Annotated in this window: 13 protein-coding genes and 1 pseudogene; 2 read left to right on the top strand and 12 right to left on the bottom strand. The window is 63.8% G+C overall.

Features of this window, described 5'->3' with window-relative positions; translation table 11 throughout:
- Window positions 1-86: 86 nt before the first annotated feature.
- The 6 genes and pseudogenes from ACTHN9_RS29690 to ACTHN9_RS29665 all read right to left on the bottom strand — a co-directional run bounded on the left by ACTHN9_RS29690 (window position 87) and on the right by ACTHN9_RS29665 (window position 8,326).
- Entirely contained in the window at window positions 87-365 is a 279-nt protein-coding gene (locus ACTHN9_RS29690) for a hypothetical protein (RefSeq protein ID WP_440540409.1), read from the bottom strand.
- Between the two features lie 297 nt (window positions 366-662).
- Window positions 663-1,553: a UTP--glucose-1-phosphate uridylyltransferase GalU gene (gene galU / locus ACTHN9_RS29685; protein ID WP_440540408.1), complete on the bottom strand. Its 891-nt coding sequence runs from the start codon at window positions 1,551-1,553 to the stop codon at window positions 663-665.
- Between the two features lie 314 nt (window positions 1,554-1,867).
- Window positions 1,868-3,803: pseudogene (locus ACTHN9_RS29680) on the bottom strand (glycosyltransferase); the annotation flags it as partial.
- Window positions 3,804-4,072: 269 nt separating this feature from the next.
- Window positions 4,073-5,560: an efflux transporter outer membrane subunit gene (locus ACTHN9_RS29675; protein ID WP_440540407.1), complete on the bottom strand. Its 1,488-nt coding sequence runs from the start codon at window positions 5,558-5,560 to the stop codon at window positions 4,073-4,075.
- Window positions 5,561-5,589: 29 nt separating this feature from the next.
- Complete coding sequence (locus tag ACTHN9_RS29670; RefSeq protein ID WP_440540406.1) at window positions 5,590-7,191, bottom strand: MDR family MFS transporter; 1,602 nt, start codon at window positions 7,189-7,191, stop codon at window positions 5,590-5,592.
- Window positions 7,184-8,326 (bottom strand): HlyD family secretion protein, encoded by a 1,143-nt coding sequence (locus ACTHN9_RS29665; RefSeq protein WP_440540405.1) that lies wholly within the window; start codon window positions 8,324-8,326, stop codon window positions 7,184-7,186. Before ACTHN9_RS29665 ends, ACTHN9_RS29670 begins: the two co-directional genes overlap by 8 nt.
- A 122-nt stretch (window positions 8,327-8,448) precedes the next feature.
- Here ACTHN9_RS29665 and ACTHN9_RS29660 point away from each other — a divergent pair, with 122 nt between their 5' ends.
- Window positions 8,449-9,252 carry a CerR family C-terminal domain-containing protein gene (locus tag ACTHN9_RS29660; RefSeq protein ID WP_440540404.1) on the top strand — a complete coding sequence of 268 codons (804 nt, stop codon included), beginning with the start codon at window positions 8,449-8,451 and terminating at the stop codon, window positions 9,250-9,252.
- 257 nt (window positions 9,253-9,509) lie between these two features.
- Here ACTHN9_RS29660 and ACTHN9_RS29655 read toward each other — a convergent pair whose 3' ends face one another.
- From ACTHN9_RS29655 to ACTHN9_RS29630, 6 genes are all read right to left on the bottom strand, one after another.
- Window positions 9,510-10,469 (bottom strand): nucleoside hydrolase, encoded by a 960-nt coding sequence (locus tag ACTHN9_RS29655; protein ID WP_440540403.1) that lies wholly within the window; start codon window positions 10,467-10,469, stop codon window positions 9,510-9,512.
- A gap of 8 nt (window positions 10,470-10,477) precedes the next feature.
- Entirely contained in the window at window positions 10,478-10,867 is a 390-nt protein-coding gene (locus tag ACTHN9_RS29650; RefSeq protein WP_440540402.1) for a cytidine deaminase, read from the bottom strand.
- A gap of 34 nt (window positions 10,868-10,901) precedes the next feature.
- Complete coding sequence (locus ACTHN9_RS29645; RefSeq protein ID WP_440540401.1) at window positions 10,902-12,179, bottom strand: NupC/NupG family nucleoside CNT transporter; 1,278 nt, start codon at window positions 12,177-12,179, stop codon at window positions 10,902-10,904.
- Window positions 12,180-12,301: 122 nt separating this feature from the next.
- A complete protein-coding gene (locus ACTHN9_RS29640) occupies window positions 12,302-12,589 on the bottom strand; it encodes an H-NS histone family protein (protein WP_440540400.1) in 288 nt (95 codons plus the stop codon).
- A 149-nt stretch (window positions 12,590-12,738) separates the two neighbouring features.
- Window positions 12,739-13,017, bottom strand: a complete 279-nt coding sequence (locus ACTHN9_RS29635; RefSeq protein ID WP_440540399.1) for a hypothetical protein — start codon at window positions 13,015-13,017, stop codon at window positions 12,739-12,741.
- Between the two features lie 101 nt (window positions 13,018-13,118).
- Complete coding sequence (locus ACTHN9_RS29630) at window positions 13,119-14,585, bottom strand: sigma-54 interaction domain-containing protein (RefSeq protein ID WP_440540398.1); 1,467 nt, start codon at window positions 14,583-14,585, stop codon at window positions 13,119-13,121.
- Between the two features lie 332 nt (window positions 14,586-14,917).
- On the opposite strand from ACTHN9_RS29630, the gene ACTHN9_RS29625 reads away from it, so the two are divergent.
- Window positions 14,918-16,321, top strand: a complete 1,404-nt coding sequence (locus ACTHN9_RS29625) for a GntP family permease (RefSeq protein ID WP_440540397.1) — start codon at window positions 14,918-14,920, stop codon at window positions 16,319-16,321.
- Window positions 16,322-16,345 lie beyond the last annotated feature (24 nt).

Below are 16,345 nucleotides of genomic sequence, written 5' to 3'. Positions count from 1 at the left end.
CGCGCCGCGCCCGCATCGAATGACGATCGGCGATGTCGCAGCGGCAGGGCATCGCAACGACGGCTCGGCGATCGGGAACCAACGAATCAGTCGGCCGTATGCATCACGGGCGGCAGCAGCGCATCCGATGCGGCATGCGTTGGCGCGCCGTCGGCGGTGTCGAATCGTTGCGCGTGGCCGCTCGCCGCCGGCGCCGCAACATCGCGCGTGCCGGGCAGCATCGGCGCGGTATCGGCGGCGGGCGCCTTGGCGTCGAGCGCGTCATGGCCGCCGTCGCATCCCGCGGCAAGGACGCAAGCCGTACCGGCCGCCACTGCCGCAAGCAGCATGCGGCCACGCAAGGCCAGCGGCGAGCCGCGCGACAAACGTTTGCTTCGTGAAGGTGGGCCCACCCGCGATACTCGCTCGATCAACGCCACTCGATGCTCCTCGTCGAACACGCATTCGCCACGGCCGGCATCGCCTCATGCGGCGCTACCGGACTGAACGGCCGTCCAGCATAGGAAGAAATCGTGTCTGCTTGATGAAGGGGAATGCGTAACGCCTGCGCAAATGAACGCGCGCGCACGGTTGACACCGGCGCGCGATAGGCAAGACGGGAAAGCGGCTCGGGCGAGCGGCGCTCAAGGACAATCGCCCTTGCCCGCCGCTTCGCCCTTCTCTTAGGACGACGAGGAAGCGAGATGGCCCACGTAGTCGCGCAGGTACGTATCGAATGCCTGCCCGATCTCTGGGTGCCGCAAGGCGAACTCGACCGTCGCTTTCAGATAGCCGAGTTTGCTGCCGCAATCGAAGCGCTGGCCATAGTACCGGTACGCAAGCACCTGCTCTTCGGCCAGCAGCGCGTGCAAGGCGTCGGTCAATTGCAATTCGCCTTGCACGGAAGGCTCGAGCCGGCGCAGATGCTGGAAGATGCTCGGCATCAACACATAGCGGCCGACGACGCCCAAATTCGACGGCGCGGCCTCGGGCGACGGCTTCTCGACGATCCCCGACAGCTTGAAGATGTCCTCCTCCCATTCGCGCCCTTCAACGATGCCGTACGAACGGCTATCCTCGCGCGCGATCGCTTCGACGCCGACGATGGTGCTGTGATAGTGATTGAAGACATCGATCATCTGCTTCATCACGGGCTGGGTGCCGTGCAGCAGATCGTCCGCGAGGATTACCGCGAACGGGCTATCGGCGACGAGCTTTTCCGCGCACAGCACCGCATGGCCGAGCCCCCGCGCGGCCGGCTGACGCACATAGAAGCAGTCCACATGACTCGGTTTGATCCCGCGCACCAATTCGAGCAGCTTCTCCTTGCCTCGCGCCTCGAGTTCGGCCTCGATTTCATAGGACGTGTCGAAGTGATCCTCGATCGCCCGCTTGCTGCGGCCCGTGACGAAGATGAGTTCCGTAATGCCCGCTTCGATTGCCTCCTCGACCGCGTACTGGATCAACGGCTTATCGACAACAGGCAGCATCTCCTTGGGGCTCGCCTTGGTGGCTGGAAGGAACCGTGTGCCCAGTCCCGCCACTGGAAACACCGCTTTCGTGACTTTCAACATCGTTCGTTCCCTTGGGGTAATTGTTAGTTGTTATCGCAACCGCGGCACGAACTCATCCCAAGTCGCGCGCCGCTCGATACGATCGAACGCGATCGCAAGCTACCGATCGAAATGCCGGTCGCTGCGCGCCCATTGTGCGACGCGCATTGTTGACTCGAACCCGCCGAAATACCGCTATGTGTTCAAATAGTGAGCATCTCGTGCCACCCGTCCACCAGCGAGCGACACGGAACGACGTACTTCACACGACAAACGCCTGTTCGCGCAACGCACCGCGTTGCTGCTCGCTTGCCGCCGCTGCGATGGCGGCAAGCGACCCGCCAAGCATCAGCGGGCGCCGCGCATCGCCGCTTGCGCGAGAATGGCCGACACGCTCTCGATCTGTTTGCGAGCGACGTACGGCTGAGCCTTGGCCGGCTCGGCACCGCGCGATGCCTGCGGCGCTTCGTCCACGATATCGATACGCAACCGCGGCGTCTTCGTGAACGCCTCGAAAGCGTGCTTCGACGCCGCACTATCGGCGATCGCGCGATCGAGCGCCACGCGCGCACACCACTTCAAGGCGAAGCGCTGAGCCCTTCCGAGCGGATCCGCGCCAACGCTTTGACGCAAATGCCATACCACCGGGCGCCGCACGATCATGCCGGCCAGCGCGCCGACGAGCATCGTGCGCGGCGTGTTGGCATAGATGACGTCGACGTGCCGCGCCCGCTTGACCGTCTCGCGCACGAGCGACGCGATGCCGGAGAGCGTGCGCGATTTCGGCGCGCCGGTACGCCCCGTGATGCCGTACAGCGCAGGCGCGTCGAGCACATCGACCGCCACGCCGGCTTCTTCGAGTGCGAGACGGAATGGGCCGTCGTCGAACAACACCACTTCGACCGATTCCCTCAGATGACTGGCAACGTTCAGCAACGAAACTTCCGCATCGTCGAGCCCCCCGCTTTGATCGAGCGCCAACACACGCACGGCGGCGGGGGCGGGTGTGGGCATCCTGAGGCCGCCGCCCGCGTTCCCGGAGGCCGGCTTGCCGTCGTCGTGCTGGGTCGCCCCGGGCATGACTTGCTCGACGAATCCCATGAAACGCTCGCGAAACGTCGCGATCGAAAAGCGCTCGGCATTCATGCGGCAATCGCGCGCCGAGAAACGATGCGCATTGTGCTCGAACTCGCGCACGGCGCCCACAACGGCCGGCACGCTCTGCTCGCGGAAGAAGACGCCGGTGGGGTGCGCATGCCCCAGCTCGCGCACCGTTTCGAGTACCCCGCCTTTACCGAACGCAATGACGGGCGTGCCGCACGCCTGCGCCTCCACCGGGGCGATGCCGAAGTCTTCTTCGGCCGCAAAGACGAAGGCCTTCGCGCGACGCATATGGTCGTGGAGAACGGCGAAGGGCTGGTACCCCAAGATTTCGACGTTCGGCCCCGCCTTGGCGCGGATCGCTTTCATTTCGGGCCCGTCGCCGATCACGACGAGACGTTTGCCGGGCATGCGCGAAAACGCCTCGACGATCAGATCGATCTTCTTGTACGGCACCATGCGCGAAGCGGTGAGGTAAAAGTCCTCTTTGTCTTCGCCGACGATGAACGACTGCACGTCGACCGGCGGGAAAATCACACGAGACTCGCGGTGATAGACCTTTCTGATCCGACGTGCGATGAATTGCGAATTGGCAACGAAATGATCGACCGAGTTAGCGGTGCGCGTGTCCCAGTTGCGGATGTAGTGCAAGACCACGCGCGCCATGACCGAGCGCAAGCCGCTCGTCAGGTTCGATTGCTCGAGGTATTGGTGCTGCAGATCCCATGCATAGCGAATCGGCGAATGCACGTAGCTGACGTGCACCTGATCGGGGCCCGTGAGCACCCCTTTGGCGACAGCGTGGCTGCTCGAAATGACGAGATCGTAGGCGCTCAGGTCGAGTTGCTCGATCGCGAGCGGCATCAGCGGCAGATAGGCGCGGTACTTCTTGCGCGCCAACGGAAGCCGCTGGATGAACGATGTCGTCGCACGTTTGCCGTGCAAGAACTTCCGATCGTCGACGAAATCCACCAGGCTGAAGATATCGGCCTGGGGAAAACAGGCGATCATTTGTTCGAGGACACGCTCGGCGCCCGCGTAGGTAACCAGCCAATCGTGTACGATCGCCACGCGGGGTGCGCGGGCGATCGGCGTCCTTTGCGGTGCCCGAAGGGCCTCGCTGTGGCGATCCAGCGTGGCGGATGCGTCGGCGAAAATGTCGTGGCTCATGCGCTTCTCCTCTAGCCGCACTAGCCTACGAACAAAGTATTCCCCGTAAAGATCGAAATTATTTCAAAAAAATGCAGAGGCCCGCTCGGACGGCCTCGCACGGAGCCCATGCTCGTTCAATTCGTGCGCGACGCGCTGCCTTTTTGTTTCATTTTTTTGCATGCGCCTTGGGCCAGAGGCTGCCCCCGCTAGCCTTTCGAAAGACGGCGGCGAACCCCCATAACACTGTCGAAATTACAGCGCTTGTAAAAGCTGCCGCCTCTTCCCGTTCAGCCGTGCGCCGGCTGCCAGCCGAGGCCCAAGCTCTTTTGTAGTTGGACGAAATCTTCAAGCAGTTGCGCGCGGCCCGCGATCACGTCTTGCTGCGCGGAAAACTGCGTGCGTTCCGTGTCGAGCAGATCGATCGCCGTCGCCACGCCCGCTGCATACCGTTGCCGCATCAACGTCGACGCCCGTTGCGCCGAAGCGTCGACTTGCTCGAGCCGCACGAGGTGTTCGCGCTGGTGCCCGTAGCGCGATAGGGCCGAATTCGCATCTTCGAGCGCGGCAAGCACCGTGTGTTCGTAGTGCGCGCTCGCCTCGTCGCGCGAAGCGCGCGCGGACTGCACACTCGCCGCCACGCGTCCGAAATCGAGCACGTTCCACTGCAGATACGGCACGCCCAACCAAGAGAAATTCGCCTTCCTAACCAAATGTCCGGGGTCGGCCGCCGTGAACCCGAGGCTGCCGAGCAAGGAGACTTTAGGGAAATAGTCGGCGATATGCTCGCCGATTTGCGCGCTGCTCGATGCCAAGCGGCGTTCGGCGGCGCGGATGTCGGGCCGCTGCCGCAACAGCGTCGCGGGATCGCCCACCTCGACCATCGCGGGCATCGCCGGCAAAGGCCGCAGCGCCGCGAGCTGCGCGTCGAGCGCGCCCGGTGCGCGCCCGGTCAGCACCGCCAGCCGATCGAGCGAGTCTTCCACCTGTTCATCGAGCGGCACGAGCGCGGCGCGCGTCGTCTGCACTTGGCCCGCGAGACGTTCGACGTCGACATCGGCCGCCGTACCGTGTGCGCGCCGCTGCTGCGTGAGCGTCAGCATTTGCTGCTGCAGTTCCGCCGATTTCCGTGCGAGTACGAGCCGTTGTTGTCGGTCGCGCAAGTCGATATACGCTTGCGCCACTTCGGCGGCCAACGACACTTGCGTGTCGGCGAGATCCGCATCGAGCGCGTCGGCCTCGTCCGACGCTGCTTCGATCGAGCGGCGCGTGCCCCCGAACAGATCGATCTCCCACGAGGCATCCAGTCCGGCGGTATAAAGCTGCAAGGGGCCGCGACCGGTAGTGCCGCCGCCCTTGCCGCTTGCGCTTCCGTTACCGCCCGATGCGAGCGCCGATAAATCGGGGCTGCGCATGCGAACCGCGGCCGCATCGACCGACACCTTCGGCAGTTCGTTCGCACGCGTGCCCACCAGTTGCGCACGCGCCTCGCGCAACCGCGCCTGTGCCACATGGACATCGGGATTGTGCGCGAGCGCCGCCTCGATCAGCGCATCGAGCTGCGCGTCGCCCAGCGCTTGCCACCAAGCGCTGGCCGTCGGGGCCGTTGCAACGATACCGGTGGACGGAGCCCGGACGAATGTGGGGTTCGCGATCGCGTCGGCGGCGATAGGCGGGGCGCCGCGATAGTCGGGGCCGACCGTGCAAGCCGATAGCGCGGCGAGCGCAATCGCGGTACAGGAAGCGGCGATAAACCGCGGAGAACGACGAATCGGCATAGTGTTTTGATCCTGACAACCTTGAAGCATCAGTGCCCCGCTGAAGGTGCGCTGCCCGGTTGCGGCGCCGGCCTTTTCAGCAGGAGGGCGAGCGGGATGCAAGCGAGCAGCGCAATCGCCAGCAGATAGAAGGTTTCGGAGTACGTCATCACGGCCGCCTGCTGTTGAATCTGCGCGGCGAACTGCGCGAGCGCTTGCATCTTCGCGTAAGCGGCGTCGCCCGTTCGCGCGAGCCAGTTGGCCGCGCTCGCTGCGATGCGCTCCTGGCCGATCGGCGAATTGGCCGTTGCCGATTCGCGCAACATCGCGACGTGAAACGCGTTGCGCCGATCGATGACGACGCCGATCACGGCCAGCCCGACCGAGCCCCCGAGATTGCGCGCCATGTTGTACAGGCCCGCCGCATCGCCCGAATCTTCTCTCGACACCGCCGCCATCGACGCCTGATTGAGCGGCATCATCGACAGCATCTGGCCGACGCCGCGCAGCAGTTGCGACCAGACGAAATCGTGCCCGGTGCTTTGCGCGGTGAGGCTCGTATCGAGCATGCAGCTCACGATGAAGAACACGAGCCCCGCCACCACCATCAACCGAAAATCGACCTTACCGAGCAGGCGCGGCAGCACCGGCATCATGAGGAAGGCCGGCAAGCCGGAAAGCAGCATGATGTCGCCGGCTTGCTCGGCGTTATAGCCCGAGATGAGGCTCAGGAACTGCGGCACGAGATACGCGACGCCATAGAGCGCCGCGCCCACCGCGAAGACGATAACGATGACGCTCGCGTAGCGCGCATTGCGCAGCAACGACAGCCGCATGATCGGCTTGGCCGCGACGAACTGCGAGATACCGATCAAGACGAAACCGAGCAACGCGACGGCCGAGAACATGACGATTTCGCTCGACTCGAACCATTGGTGGCGCTGCCCTTCCTCGAGCACGAGCGTAAGCGAACTGAGACCGATCGATAGGCCGACGATACCGATCCAATCGGCGTTGACGAATTCGTGCCAATGCGGGCGGCCGGCGGGCAACCCTGCAACCAACAGCGCGATCAGGGCGATACAAACCGGCAGGTTGATGAAAAAGCACCACTTCCACGAGACGTTCTCGGCCAGCCACCCGCCGAGCACCGGACCGAGCAGCGGGCCAAGCAGCACAATGAGCCCGAAGATCGTCATTCCGACCGCGAGCTGTGCGCGCGGCAGCCGCGTACGGATGATCGTCTGCGCGGTCGGAATCATCGCACCGCCCGTGAACCCTTGGCCCACACGGCCGATGATCATCCACTCGAGCGAATGCGACGCCCCGCAGATCATCGAAAACGCCATGAACAGCACGGCATTCGTGAGCAAAAAGTTGCGCAGCCCGAACACGCGCGTGAGCCACGCGGCGAGCGGGATCATGACGATCTCCGACATGAGGTAGCCCGTCGAAATCCAGGTGCCTTCCGTGCCCGTCGCACCGACGGAGCCTTGAATTTGCGGCAGCGCCGAGTTCGTGATCGAGATATCGAGCGTCGCCATCAAGGCGCCCAGCGAGCCGGCCGCAACCGCGATCCAATCGCCCGCGTGCGCGCGCTCCGGCTCTCCCGGCAGGGCGGCGGCGCTAGCCTGCGAGGTCGCGTCAGCCATGCGCGTTCTCGGCGGCGAGGTGTCGATCGTCGTCCCGCGCCGAGCGCGTATCGACGTCCACCGTCACCGACAAACCCGGCAGCAGCAGCGCACGCGTTTGCGGACCGGCGTCGACGCGAATCCGCACCGGCACGCGCTGCACGATCTTCGTGAAATTGCCGGTTGCGTTTTCGGGCGGGAGCAACGCGAACTGCGAACCGGTGCCCGGCGCGAAGCTATCGACCACGCCGTGCAAATCGATGCCGCGCAGCGCGTCGACATGCAGCGTTGCCTTCTGGCCCGGACGCATGCGACCGATCTGGGTTTCTTTGAAATTCGCTTCGAGATAGACGTTTTGCACCGGCACCACCGTCAACAAGCGTGTACCCGGCTGCACGTATTGGCCGACCCGCACCGAGCGATCGCCGATGCGGCCCGCGATCGCGCTATAGAGCGTCGTGTCGCTCACGTCGAGTTGTGCTTGGCGCAAGCTGGCGCGTGCCGCTTCGAGCTGGGCGCGAGCCTGGGCGATCTGCGCCGTCGTTGCGTCGATTTGGGTCTGCGCGGAACGCACCGCCGCGACATTGGCCGCAAGCGTAGCGCGCGCTTGATCGCGCGTGCTGACCACGCTCGACAGACGCTCGGCCGTTTCCGCGCCGGTCGCCGCGAGCGGCGCATAACGGCTCACGTCGTCTTGCGCGTGCCGAAGCGCCACGCTGGCCACTTGCGCTTGCGCCTGCGCTTGCACGACGCCCGCCTGCTGCTGCTTCAAATCGGCTTGGGCGCGTGCCAGATCGGCGGCGCGCGCATCGACGGTCGCTTGCGCCTGCGCGAGCGACGCTTCGTACTGCCGAATATCGAGCCGCACGAGCGGCGCACCGGCGGCAACGGCCTGATTGTCGTGCACATAGACCTGCGTGACGTAGCCGCTGATCTTCGGGGCGACGGTCACGCTATCGGCTTGGAGATAGGCGTCGTCGGTGCTTTCGATAAAGCGCTCGACCGTCCACCAATGCGCGAACCATGCAATGCCCGCCACGAGCGCGACGATGGCCGCGCCGATCAGCCAGCCGCGATGGCGCGCCCGGCGCGGAGCGCCGCCGCCGGCTGCTTGCTGCGTGTCCCCGCGCGGCCGCGCCTCGATTGTCGTTGCCATGATTCAGGTGTCCTACTCAGAGAGGGATGAAAATCGGCACAATTATTCCAGTTGGAAAAAATGTGTCAAGTGATATATTTCTGACGGCCACACCGCCGTAACCGTTAGAAAGGATTGACGCCATGACCGAGATGAAGCGCCTTCGCCGTTCCACCGAAGGGGGCTACGCACGCGGGGAAGAAACTCGCCTTCGCATCATCCGTGCGGCGATCGAGTTATTCGGGGAGCATGGATTCGTCGCGGCGTCGACGCGCGATATCGCGGCACACGCGGGCGTCAACGCGCCGGCGCTGCAGTACTACTTCGAGAACAAGGAAGGGGTGTATCGCGCGTGCGCCGAGCATTTGGCCGACGAGGTATGGAGCAAATTCGAGCCGGTGGTGCGCCGTTCCGCTGCGACGCTCGAATCGACCGACGACCTCGCGCAACTGATCGAGGCGTTCATCGATTTGCAATGCGTCATGTTGGACAAGGCCATGGAGCGCCCGAGCGCGCCCGCTTTGCGGCTCTTTTTCGTGCGCGAGCAAGGCGGGCAGGAACCGCAGATCGCAACCGAAACGTTTCAGCGGCGCGTGCGCGCCCCGCTGAATAACGTGGCGACGCAGCTCATCGCGAAGATCTGCGGGACGGCGCCCACCGATCCGCTCACCGTCGTGCGCTTGATCGCGTTGAACGGCCAGTTCGCGCTATTTCACATGGCGCCGCGCAGCGTGCTGGCGCTCTTCGGCTGGACGGCGTTCGATGCCGAAAAGCTCGCGTTCGTGAAGCAGACGGTTTTTTCGAATACGCGGGCGTTACTGCAAGCGTGGGCGATGGAGCGCGAGGCGGCGACAACAGCGGCTTCGGCCTCGCCAGCGCAAACCGGGACAGAGAAACCGAAGCGCACCGCGCCAGCTCGCAAACGGGCCACGTCGCGCGGAACTTGACCTCGGTCACCGATCGAAACACCGAGTTCGTCGAATCGGCCTACTCGGCGCGGCTAGCGCTGCCAGCACGTCCAGCGCCTCGCCTTGTCGAGTTCAACAGCCGGAAAGGTGAGTGTTTGCGGGATCTCTGCCGACAACGCACCCTAGCGCCGCCCCGGAGGCGGCTCCGGTACCCGCCAATTCAGGCATAAGGTGAGCGTTTTCGGGAGGCAGCGCGCGATCGTCCGTCCGCGCGCGGCCCCCTCGATCTCACGCACTCAAGCCTTTCCAACCAGCGTGCGCGCATAAAGCGCAAGCATCTGCGCACTATCGACCCGCACGCAGACCTCGCACGAAGGCCGGCCGTCCCATTCGGGCGCGGGCGCCGCGAACCCGTCCGGCTTTTGCAGCGTATGCCCCGCGGCAATGCCGTCGGTCAGCACGCGCACCGGCCCGCTGCGTGTCGTATATAGCTGCGGCGCGAGCAGATAAGCAACAGCCGACGAATCGTGCACGAAGATGCCGCCAAGGCCCACGCTCGAATGATGAAACGCTTCGTAATCTCGAGAAACGTCCCACACGAACTGTCCCGCCTCGCCCGCTTCATCGCGCAGCTTGGCCAAATAGTCCGTCGTCATCACCGTGTTTTCCGTCACGTCCAACCCGACGATCGCCACGGGCCATGCCGCGCCGAAGACGATATCGGCCGCATCGGGATCGCCCGCCATATTCGCCTCGGCAGCCGGCGACACGTTGCCGTTCACGCCGCCCGTGCCGAACGCGCCGCCCATCACCACCACTTGCTTGACGAGCCGTGCGATCTCCGGATCTTCGTCGAGCGCCAACGCGAGATTCGTCAGCGGGCCCACCGCAAGCAGCGTCACCTCGCCGGGGTGCGCACGCACGGTATCGACGATGAAGCGATGCGCGGGACGCGTGTCGAGTCCGCTTTGCCCCGTCGGCAGCAAGCCCGTATTACCCAGGCCGTCCCTGCCGTGAATCCAGTCGATCGGTGCCGGCGCCGACCGGCGCAAGGGCGCCGCCGCCCCTTGTGCAACCGGTACGCCCGGCGCAAAGCGCTCCACGAGGTAGCGCGCATTGCGCGTGGTCGTCTCGATCGTCGAATTGCCGAATACGCTCGTCACGCCGAGCAGTGCGATATCCGGATGCAGTGCTTGAAAGACGAGCGCCATCGCGTCGTCCACGCCCGGGTCCGTGTCGTAAATGACTTTATGCATGCGAAGGCTCATAGGTAGAAGGCATCGGGCAGTTGTTCGCGCGCCGTCGTATCGCGGGTGGCGCCGTGCAGATTGCCGAGCCGAATGGCGAGATCGGGCCCGCCTAGTTCGATGATGACTTGGCGGCAGGCGCCACACGGCGCGATGGGCCCCTCGGTGTCGCCAACGACCGCAAGCGCCGCGAACGCGTCGCGGCTGTATCCGGCCGCAACCGCGCTGAAGAAAGCCGTTCGCTCCGCGCAGTTGCACAGGCCGTACGACGCATTTTCCACATTGCAGCCGTCGAACACGTGCCCATCCTTCGTCAGCAGCGCAGCACCCACCTTAAATTTCGAATACGGCGCGTATGCGCTTTCGCGCGCCTGCTTCGCTCTTTCGAACAATTGTTCCAACGTCATGGCCGCCCTCTCTGTTTTTCGAATCGATCGACAACTAGTGAAACGTCAAGAACATACCCGCGATCGTGGCACTCATCAAATTCGATAGCGTACCGGCCAGCACCACGCGCAGTCCGTAACGCGCCACTTCCGAACGACGCTCGGGCGCAACCGCGCTGAAGCCGCCGGTCAGCACGGCGATCGAGGAAAAGTTCGCAAAGCCGCAGAGCGCAAACGAAACGATGGCCAACGTGCGCGGGGTCAGCACTTGAAGGCCGGCCGCGGCCACGCTTGCCGAATCCTTCAGATACGGCGACAGCGAGGCGTAAGCGACGAATTCGTTCAGGATGACTTTCTGCCCGAGAAAATTCCCGGCCACCAACGCCTCGTTCCAAGGTACGCCGATCAAGTAAGCGAGCGGCGCGAACACGGCACCCAGGATCGACTGCATGGAAATTTCCGGATGACCGAACCACCCGCCGATACCGCCGACCAAACCGTTTAGGAGTGCGATCAATCCGACGAATGCGATCAGCATCGCGCCGACCATCACGGCGATCTTCAACCCGACGGCGGCGCCAGAGCTGGCCGCCTCGATAACATTGGCCGGGCGCCGCTCGTCGAAACTCAGTTGTTCGAGCTGGACACGGCTCGCTTCCATCGTGGGATGGATGATCTTCGCGAATAGCAAACCGCCCGGCACGGCCATGAACGAGGCGGCCAGCAGGTATTCGATGCGCACGCCGAGGCCCGCGTAGCCCGCCAGCACCGACCCCGCCACGGCAGCCATGCCGCTCGACATGACGGCGAACAACTCGGCTCCCGTCATCTCGCGCGCAAACGGCTTGACCACCGCCGGCATTTCGCTCTGCCCCAGAAAAATGGTCGTGACGGCCGAAAACGACTCGAGCTTGGAGACACCCAGCAGCCGGTGAAACACCGTCCCGAGCACGATGACGATCCAGCGCATGACGCCGACGTAATACAGCACCGAAATCAATGCCGTCACGAAAATGATTGCCGGCAACACGCGTACGGCGAACACGAATCCGCCATTGCCGAACAACGCGAACATCTTGGACTGAACGAGGCCGCCGAATAGAAACTCGATGCCGGCATTGCCGTAGTCGAGAATGTGATTGACGCCGGCCGCCATGTCGGCGAGTACGATCTTACCGAACGGTACGAATAGCACGAATGCGCCGATGGCCACCTGTGCCAAGAGCGCCGAAATGACCGTGCGCGGCCGGATGGCGCGCCGATTCGTGGAAAAAGCGAATGCAATCGCCAATAAGACGAGCATGCCCAGCAGGTTTCTGACGATCGGTGCCATGTCTCTCCACATTTGGAATAGTTGTCGATGGCAGCGATCCTAAACGAACGTTCGCCGAACGAAAAGCCAATGGGGGCTTTTCGTTCGACGCCAGCCGCGGCTGGCCTGTCCTGCTATGCCGGCTACTGAATGAGAAACTTCTCGCGCCGTTTGCCGAGCCAAGCCGGCGCACGCCCACGTCCGCTCCAGGTTGCGCCCGTTTTCGGGTCCCGGTATTTCGGCGGCAGGCCGCCTGTTTTACGCGATGCCGCGCGTTTGCTCTTAAAACCGAGTTCTTCGGCGGTAATGCCGTACTCCGCAATCCGCTCCTTGATATGCTCGATCGTGGCGGCCAACTCTTTATCGCGCGCCGCTTCCATTTGCGCTTGCACCTTTGCTAGCTGCTCGGTCAACTGTCTGTACGTCGCCATAGAACATCGCCTCCTGGTTGATTGTCGGTAAACGCTTCTCTGACCGCCCTTTTGCGTAAAAGTGCGATCGCCTTTGTATCGACATCGGTCGATAGCAAGCGATGGACCTCGGCGACGCGCACTGTCGCGCTAGACCAAGCTACGCTCACTCATTTAGCCTTGCAAGCGAACAGTAACTTGTGCGAGCCGTCGACGTCCGACTGCTGAATGATGTCGATATCGCCGCTACAAATAGCGCGCGCATGCTCGGTGCAATTGTCCCAAGCGCTGCTTGCCGAGCATTGGACAACCGTCGTCGGCCGCCCATCGCCCGTAAAGAGCGGCGCACTGCCGCCGCATCCGCCAAGCGCGGCGGCGCCAAACAACGCCGCCAGCGTGCAGCGAGCAAAAGCGCCCTCGCGAGAATGAAAGAAAGACATGCCCTTCATTGAACGAACTCCTTTGGCCTAACGTTCTTTTTCGAATGGCCGAGTATGCCACGGCATTGCGCCCGCGCCGTGACCGCGGTCGATTCCGGCGCGGCGCTCATTCAACTATCGATTCCCAAGGCCGCAATCTTTTTATAAAGCGTCGCCCGTCCCATCCCGATCCGCGCCGCCGCCTCGGCCACGTGACCGCCTGCTGCGCGCAGCGCGTCCGCCAGAAAACGACGCTCGAAATTCGCCATCGCCTGAGCATACGATCCAGAACCGTCCACCGGCGCCGACGCCTTCTGTTTCGCAATGGATGCATCGCCGGCGAAGCCGGACGCCGGAACCGCGCTAGCGCCGATGAACGGCGCCAGCATGCGGGCGTCGATGCGCTCGGTATCGGAGAGCATGACCGCGCGCTCGAGCGTGTTGCGCAACTCGCGCACATTGCCGGGCCAATCGTGCGCCGCCAACAGACGCAACGCATCGTCCTGCAATTCGAGGTGCCGCCCATGCCCCCCGCGTCCCGGGGCCGACAGATCCTCCAAGATCGCGTAGGCCAACGCTTCGATATCCGCTCGCCGCGCCCGCAACGGCGGCGCGTGTATCGTCAGCACGTTGAGCCGGTAAAACAGATCCGCGCGGAACCGTCCCGCAGCGACGAGCGCGGCCAAATCGGCGGAGGTCGCCGCCACGATCCGCACGTCGGTGCGCACGATCCGGTTCGAGCCCAACGGCTCGAACTCTTGATCCTGCAAGATGCGCAGCAGCTTGCCTTGCAGCGGTAACGGCATATCGCCGATCTCGTCGAGAAACAGCGTGCCGCCGTGCGCCAATTCGAACTTACCCACGCGGCCGCGCCGTTCGGCCCCGGTATAAGCGCCGGGCGCCGCGCCGAAGAATTCGACTTCCAGCAAAGTATCGGGGATCGCCGCGACGTTGACCGTCACGAGCGGACCGCTCGCCCGCGCGGAGGTGCCGTGGATCGCATGGGCCAGCAACTCCTTGCCGGTGCCCGTTTCGCCGAGCAGCAAGACCGGCGAATCGACGTTGGCCGCGCGGCGTGCCTGCCGCTTCACCTCCAAACTCGCCGCGCTCGTGCCGACGAAACTCGCCAGCGTGTACTTCGCCCGGCGCGCTTGCGCGAGCGATTGCTTCGCGGCGATCAGCTCTTCTTGCACGCGCGAATAGTGCGAGACGAGCGGCGTCAGCGATTTCATCTCGTCGAACAGAGCAAAGCCGATCGCGCCCACCGTCTTGCCCGATTCGTCCTCGAGCGGCAAGCGCGTCACCACTAACGGCTCGCGCCCGTTTTCGAGCACGTCGAGCAAAATGGGTTTGCCCGTTTGTACGACTTCGCGCATGAGGCTGTTCGGAATGACGGCTTCGCAATCGAGTCCGATCGCCTGCCGACTATCCGTCAAACCGAAACGCGCGGCATAGCGTTCGCTCATCCAAACGATGCGCGCATCGGCGTCGACAATGAGCGTGCCTTCGCTGAAGTTTTCGAATGCCTTGAACAGCGAGTTCGTCGCGTTGCGCACGATCGCGCTGTAATCGGCCGGGACGCCGATGAGATCGGTCATGTCGGAATCGTCTCCCTCTTTCGTCGCGGCGCTCGGCGATCGAGCCGCTCCGATTTGATTTCTCGAAATGGAGACAGCATATCTCATAACAGAGACAACGCGCGGATTCCCCGTCGCCAAGGCAATTTGACGAATCGGTCGATGCTTTCTGGCGGCCGAAAAGTCTCCATTCGGAGATCGCGGCACGCCTAGGTGAACCGGTTTCCGAACCGCGTGCCGGTTTGCCCCAAGCGCAAGCAGGACCAGCAAGCGGTGGCACGGAATCTGCAATGTGCGCTGCCTGCATTTTCCCGTGCGCCCCATCCGCACTCACAATCACAATTGGAGACCCGATGTCGTTCGTCATCGTTCTTGCCGCCTTGGCGTTCTTGATGTTGGCCGCCTACCGCGGCTACAGCGTGATTTTGTTCGCGCCGATCGCCGCCCTCGCCGCCGTATTGCTGACCGATCCGGCCGCGGTCGCCCCTGTCTTCACCGGCATCTTCATGGAGAAGATGGTCGGCTTCGTCAAACTGTATTTTCCCGTCTTCCTGTTGGGCGCCGTCTTCGGCAAGGTCATCGAATTGGCCGGCTTTTCGGAAGCGATCGTCGCGGCGGCCATTCGCTATATCGGCCGCGGCCGGGCGAACGCGGTGATCGTCGCCGTGTGCGCATTGCTGACGTATGGCGGCGTCTCGCTCTTCGTCGTGGTGTTCGCGGTGTATCCGTTCGCGGCCGAACTCTATCGCCAGAGCAACATTCCGAAACGCTTGATGCCCGGTGCCATCGCGCTCGGCGCCTTCTCGTTCACGATGGATTCGTTGCCGGGCACCCCACAGATTCAAAACATCATTCCGAGCGCGTTCTTCAAGACGACGGGATGGGCCGCGCCGGCCCTCGGCACCATCGGCTCCGTGTTCATCCTCATCGTGGGACTCGCCTACCTCGAGTGGCGTCGGCGTTCGGCGCTCGCCAAGGGCGAAGGGTACGGCACCTCGCTCGTGAACGAACCCGAGCACGCGGGCACCCGCGCGTTGCCGCATCCGCTCATCGCTATCGCACCGCTCGTGCTCGTGGGCGTGGCGAACTTCGCGTTCACGAAGCTGATCCCGCAGTGGTACGGCGCCGATACCTATACGGTGCCGCCCGATGTCTTGCCGGGCGTGCACGCACCGCTGTCTGCCACGATCAAGACGGTCGTCGCGGTGTGGTCGGTGGAAGGCGCGTTGATCGCCGGCATCTTGCTGGTCGTCGCCACGGCGTTCAACCGCGTCCGGGCACGCTTCGCGACCGGCACCAAGAGCGCCGTGGCCGGGGCGCTGCTCGCCTCGATGAATACCGCATCGGAATACGGTTTCGGCGGCGTGATCGCGGCATTGCCGGGTTTTCTCGTCGTGGGCGGCGCGCTCAAGTCGATCCCGAACCCGCTCGTGAACGCGGCCGTGTCCGTCAGCTCGCTCGCGGGCATCACGGGCTCGGCCTCGGGCGGCATGAGCATCGCACTGGCGGCGATGTCGGATTGGTTCATCAAGAATGCGACGGCCGCGCACATTCCGCTCGAAGTGCTGCATCGCGTGGTGGCGATGGCGAGCGGCGGCATGGATACGCTGCCGCACAACGGCGCCGTGATCACGCTGCTGGCCGTGACGGGACTCACGCATAAGGAATCCTATCGCGACATTTTTGCGGTCACGCTCATCAAGACGCTCGCGGTGTTCTTCGTGATCGGCGTGTACTACACCACCGGCATCGTGTGAGGTCGAAGGGGCTTACGATCCGCC

The sequence above is a fragment of the Trinickia sp. genome (genome assembly GCF_051953405.1).
In the GTDB taxonomy this organism is placed as follows: domain Bacteria; phylum Pseudomonadota; class Gammaproteobacteria; order Burkholderiales; family Burkholderiaceae; genus Trinickia.
Note: the sequence above shows the minus strand (reverse complement) of the source record. Positions and strands in the feature narration are given on the sequence as shown.

Coding starts and splice junctions, on each gene's coding strand:
- ACTHN9_RS29670 (WP_440540406.1), bottom strand. CDS start 7,191: ATGGCTGACGCGACCTCGCAGGCTAGCGCCGCCGCCCTGCCGGGAGAG.
- ACTHN9_RS29625 (WP_440540397.1), top strand. CDS start 14,918: ATGTCGTTCGTCATCGTTCTTGCCGCCTTGGCGTTCTTGATGTTGGCC.
- ACTHN9_RS29675 (WP_440540407.1), bottom strand. CDS start 5,560: ATGCCGATTCGTCGTTCTCCGCGGTTTATCGCCGCTTCCTGTACCGCG.
- ACTHN9_RS29650 (WP_440540402.1), bottom strand. CDS start 10,867: ATGACGTTGGAACAATTGTTCGAAAGAGCGAAGCAGGCGCGCGAAAGC.
- ACTHN9_RS29665 (WP_440540405.1), bottom strand. CDS start 8,326: ATGGCAACGACAATCGAGGCGCGGCCGCGCGGGGACACGCAGCAAGCA.
- ACTHN9_RS29645 (WP_440540401.1), bottom strand. CDS start 12,179: ATGGCACCGATCGTCAGAAACCTGCTGGGCATGCTCGTCTTATTGGCG.
- ACTHN9_RS29635 (WP_440540399.1), bottom strand. CDS start 13,017: ATGAAGGGCATGTCTTTCTTTCATTCTCGCGAGGGCGCTTTTGCTCGC.
- galU (WP_440540408.1), bottom strand. CDS start 1,553: ATGTTGAAAGTCACGAAAGCGGTGTTTCCAGTGGCGGGACTGGGCACA.
- ACTHN9_RS29640 (WP_440540400.1), bottom strand. CDS start 12,589: ATGGCGACGTACAGACAGTTGACCGAGCAGCTAGCAAAGGTGCAAGCG.
- ACTHN9_RS29660 (WP_440540404.1), top strand. CDS start 8,449: ATGACCGAGATGAAGCGCCTTCGCCGTTCCACCGAAGGGGGCTACGCA.
- ACTHN9_RS29630 (WP_440540398.1), bottom strand. CDS start 14,585: ATGACCGATCTCATCGGCGTCCCGGCCGATTACAGCGCGATCGTGCGC.
- ACTHN9_RS29655 (WP_440540403.1), bottom strand. CDS start 10,469: ATGCATAAAGTCATTTACGACACGGACCCGGGCGTGGACGACGCGATG.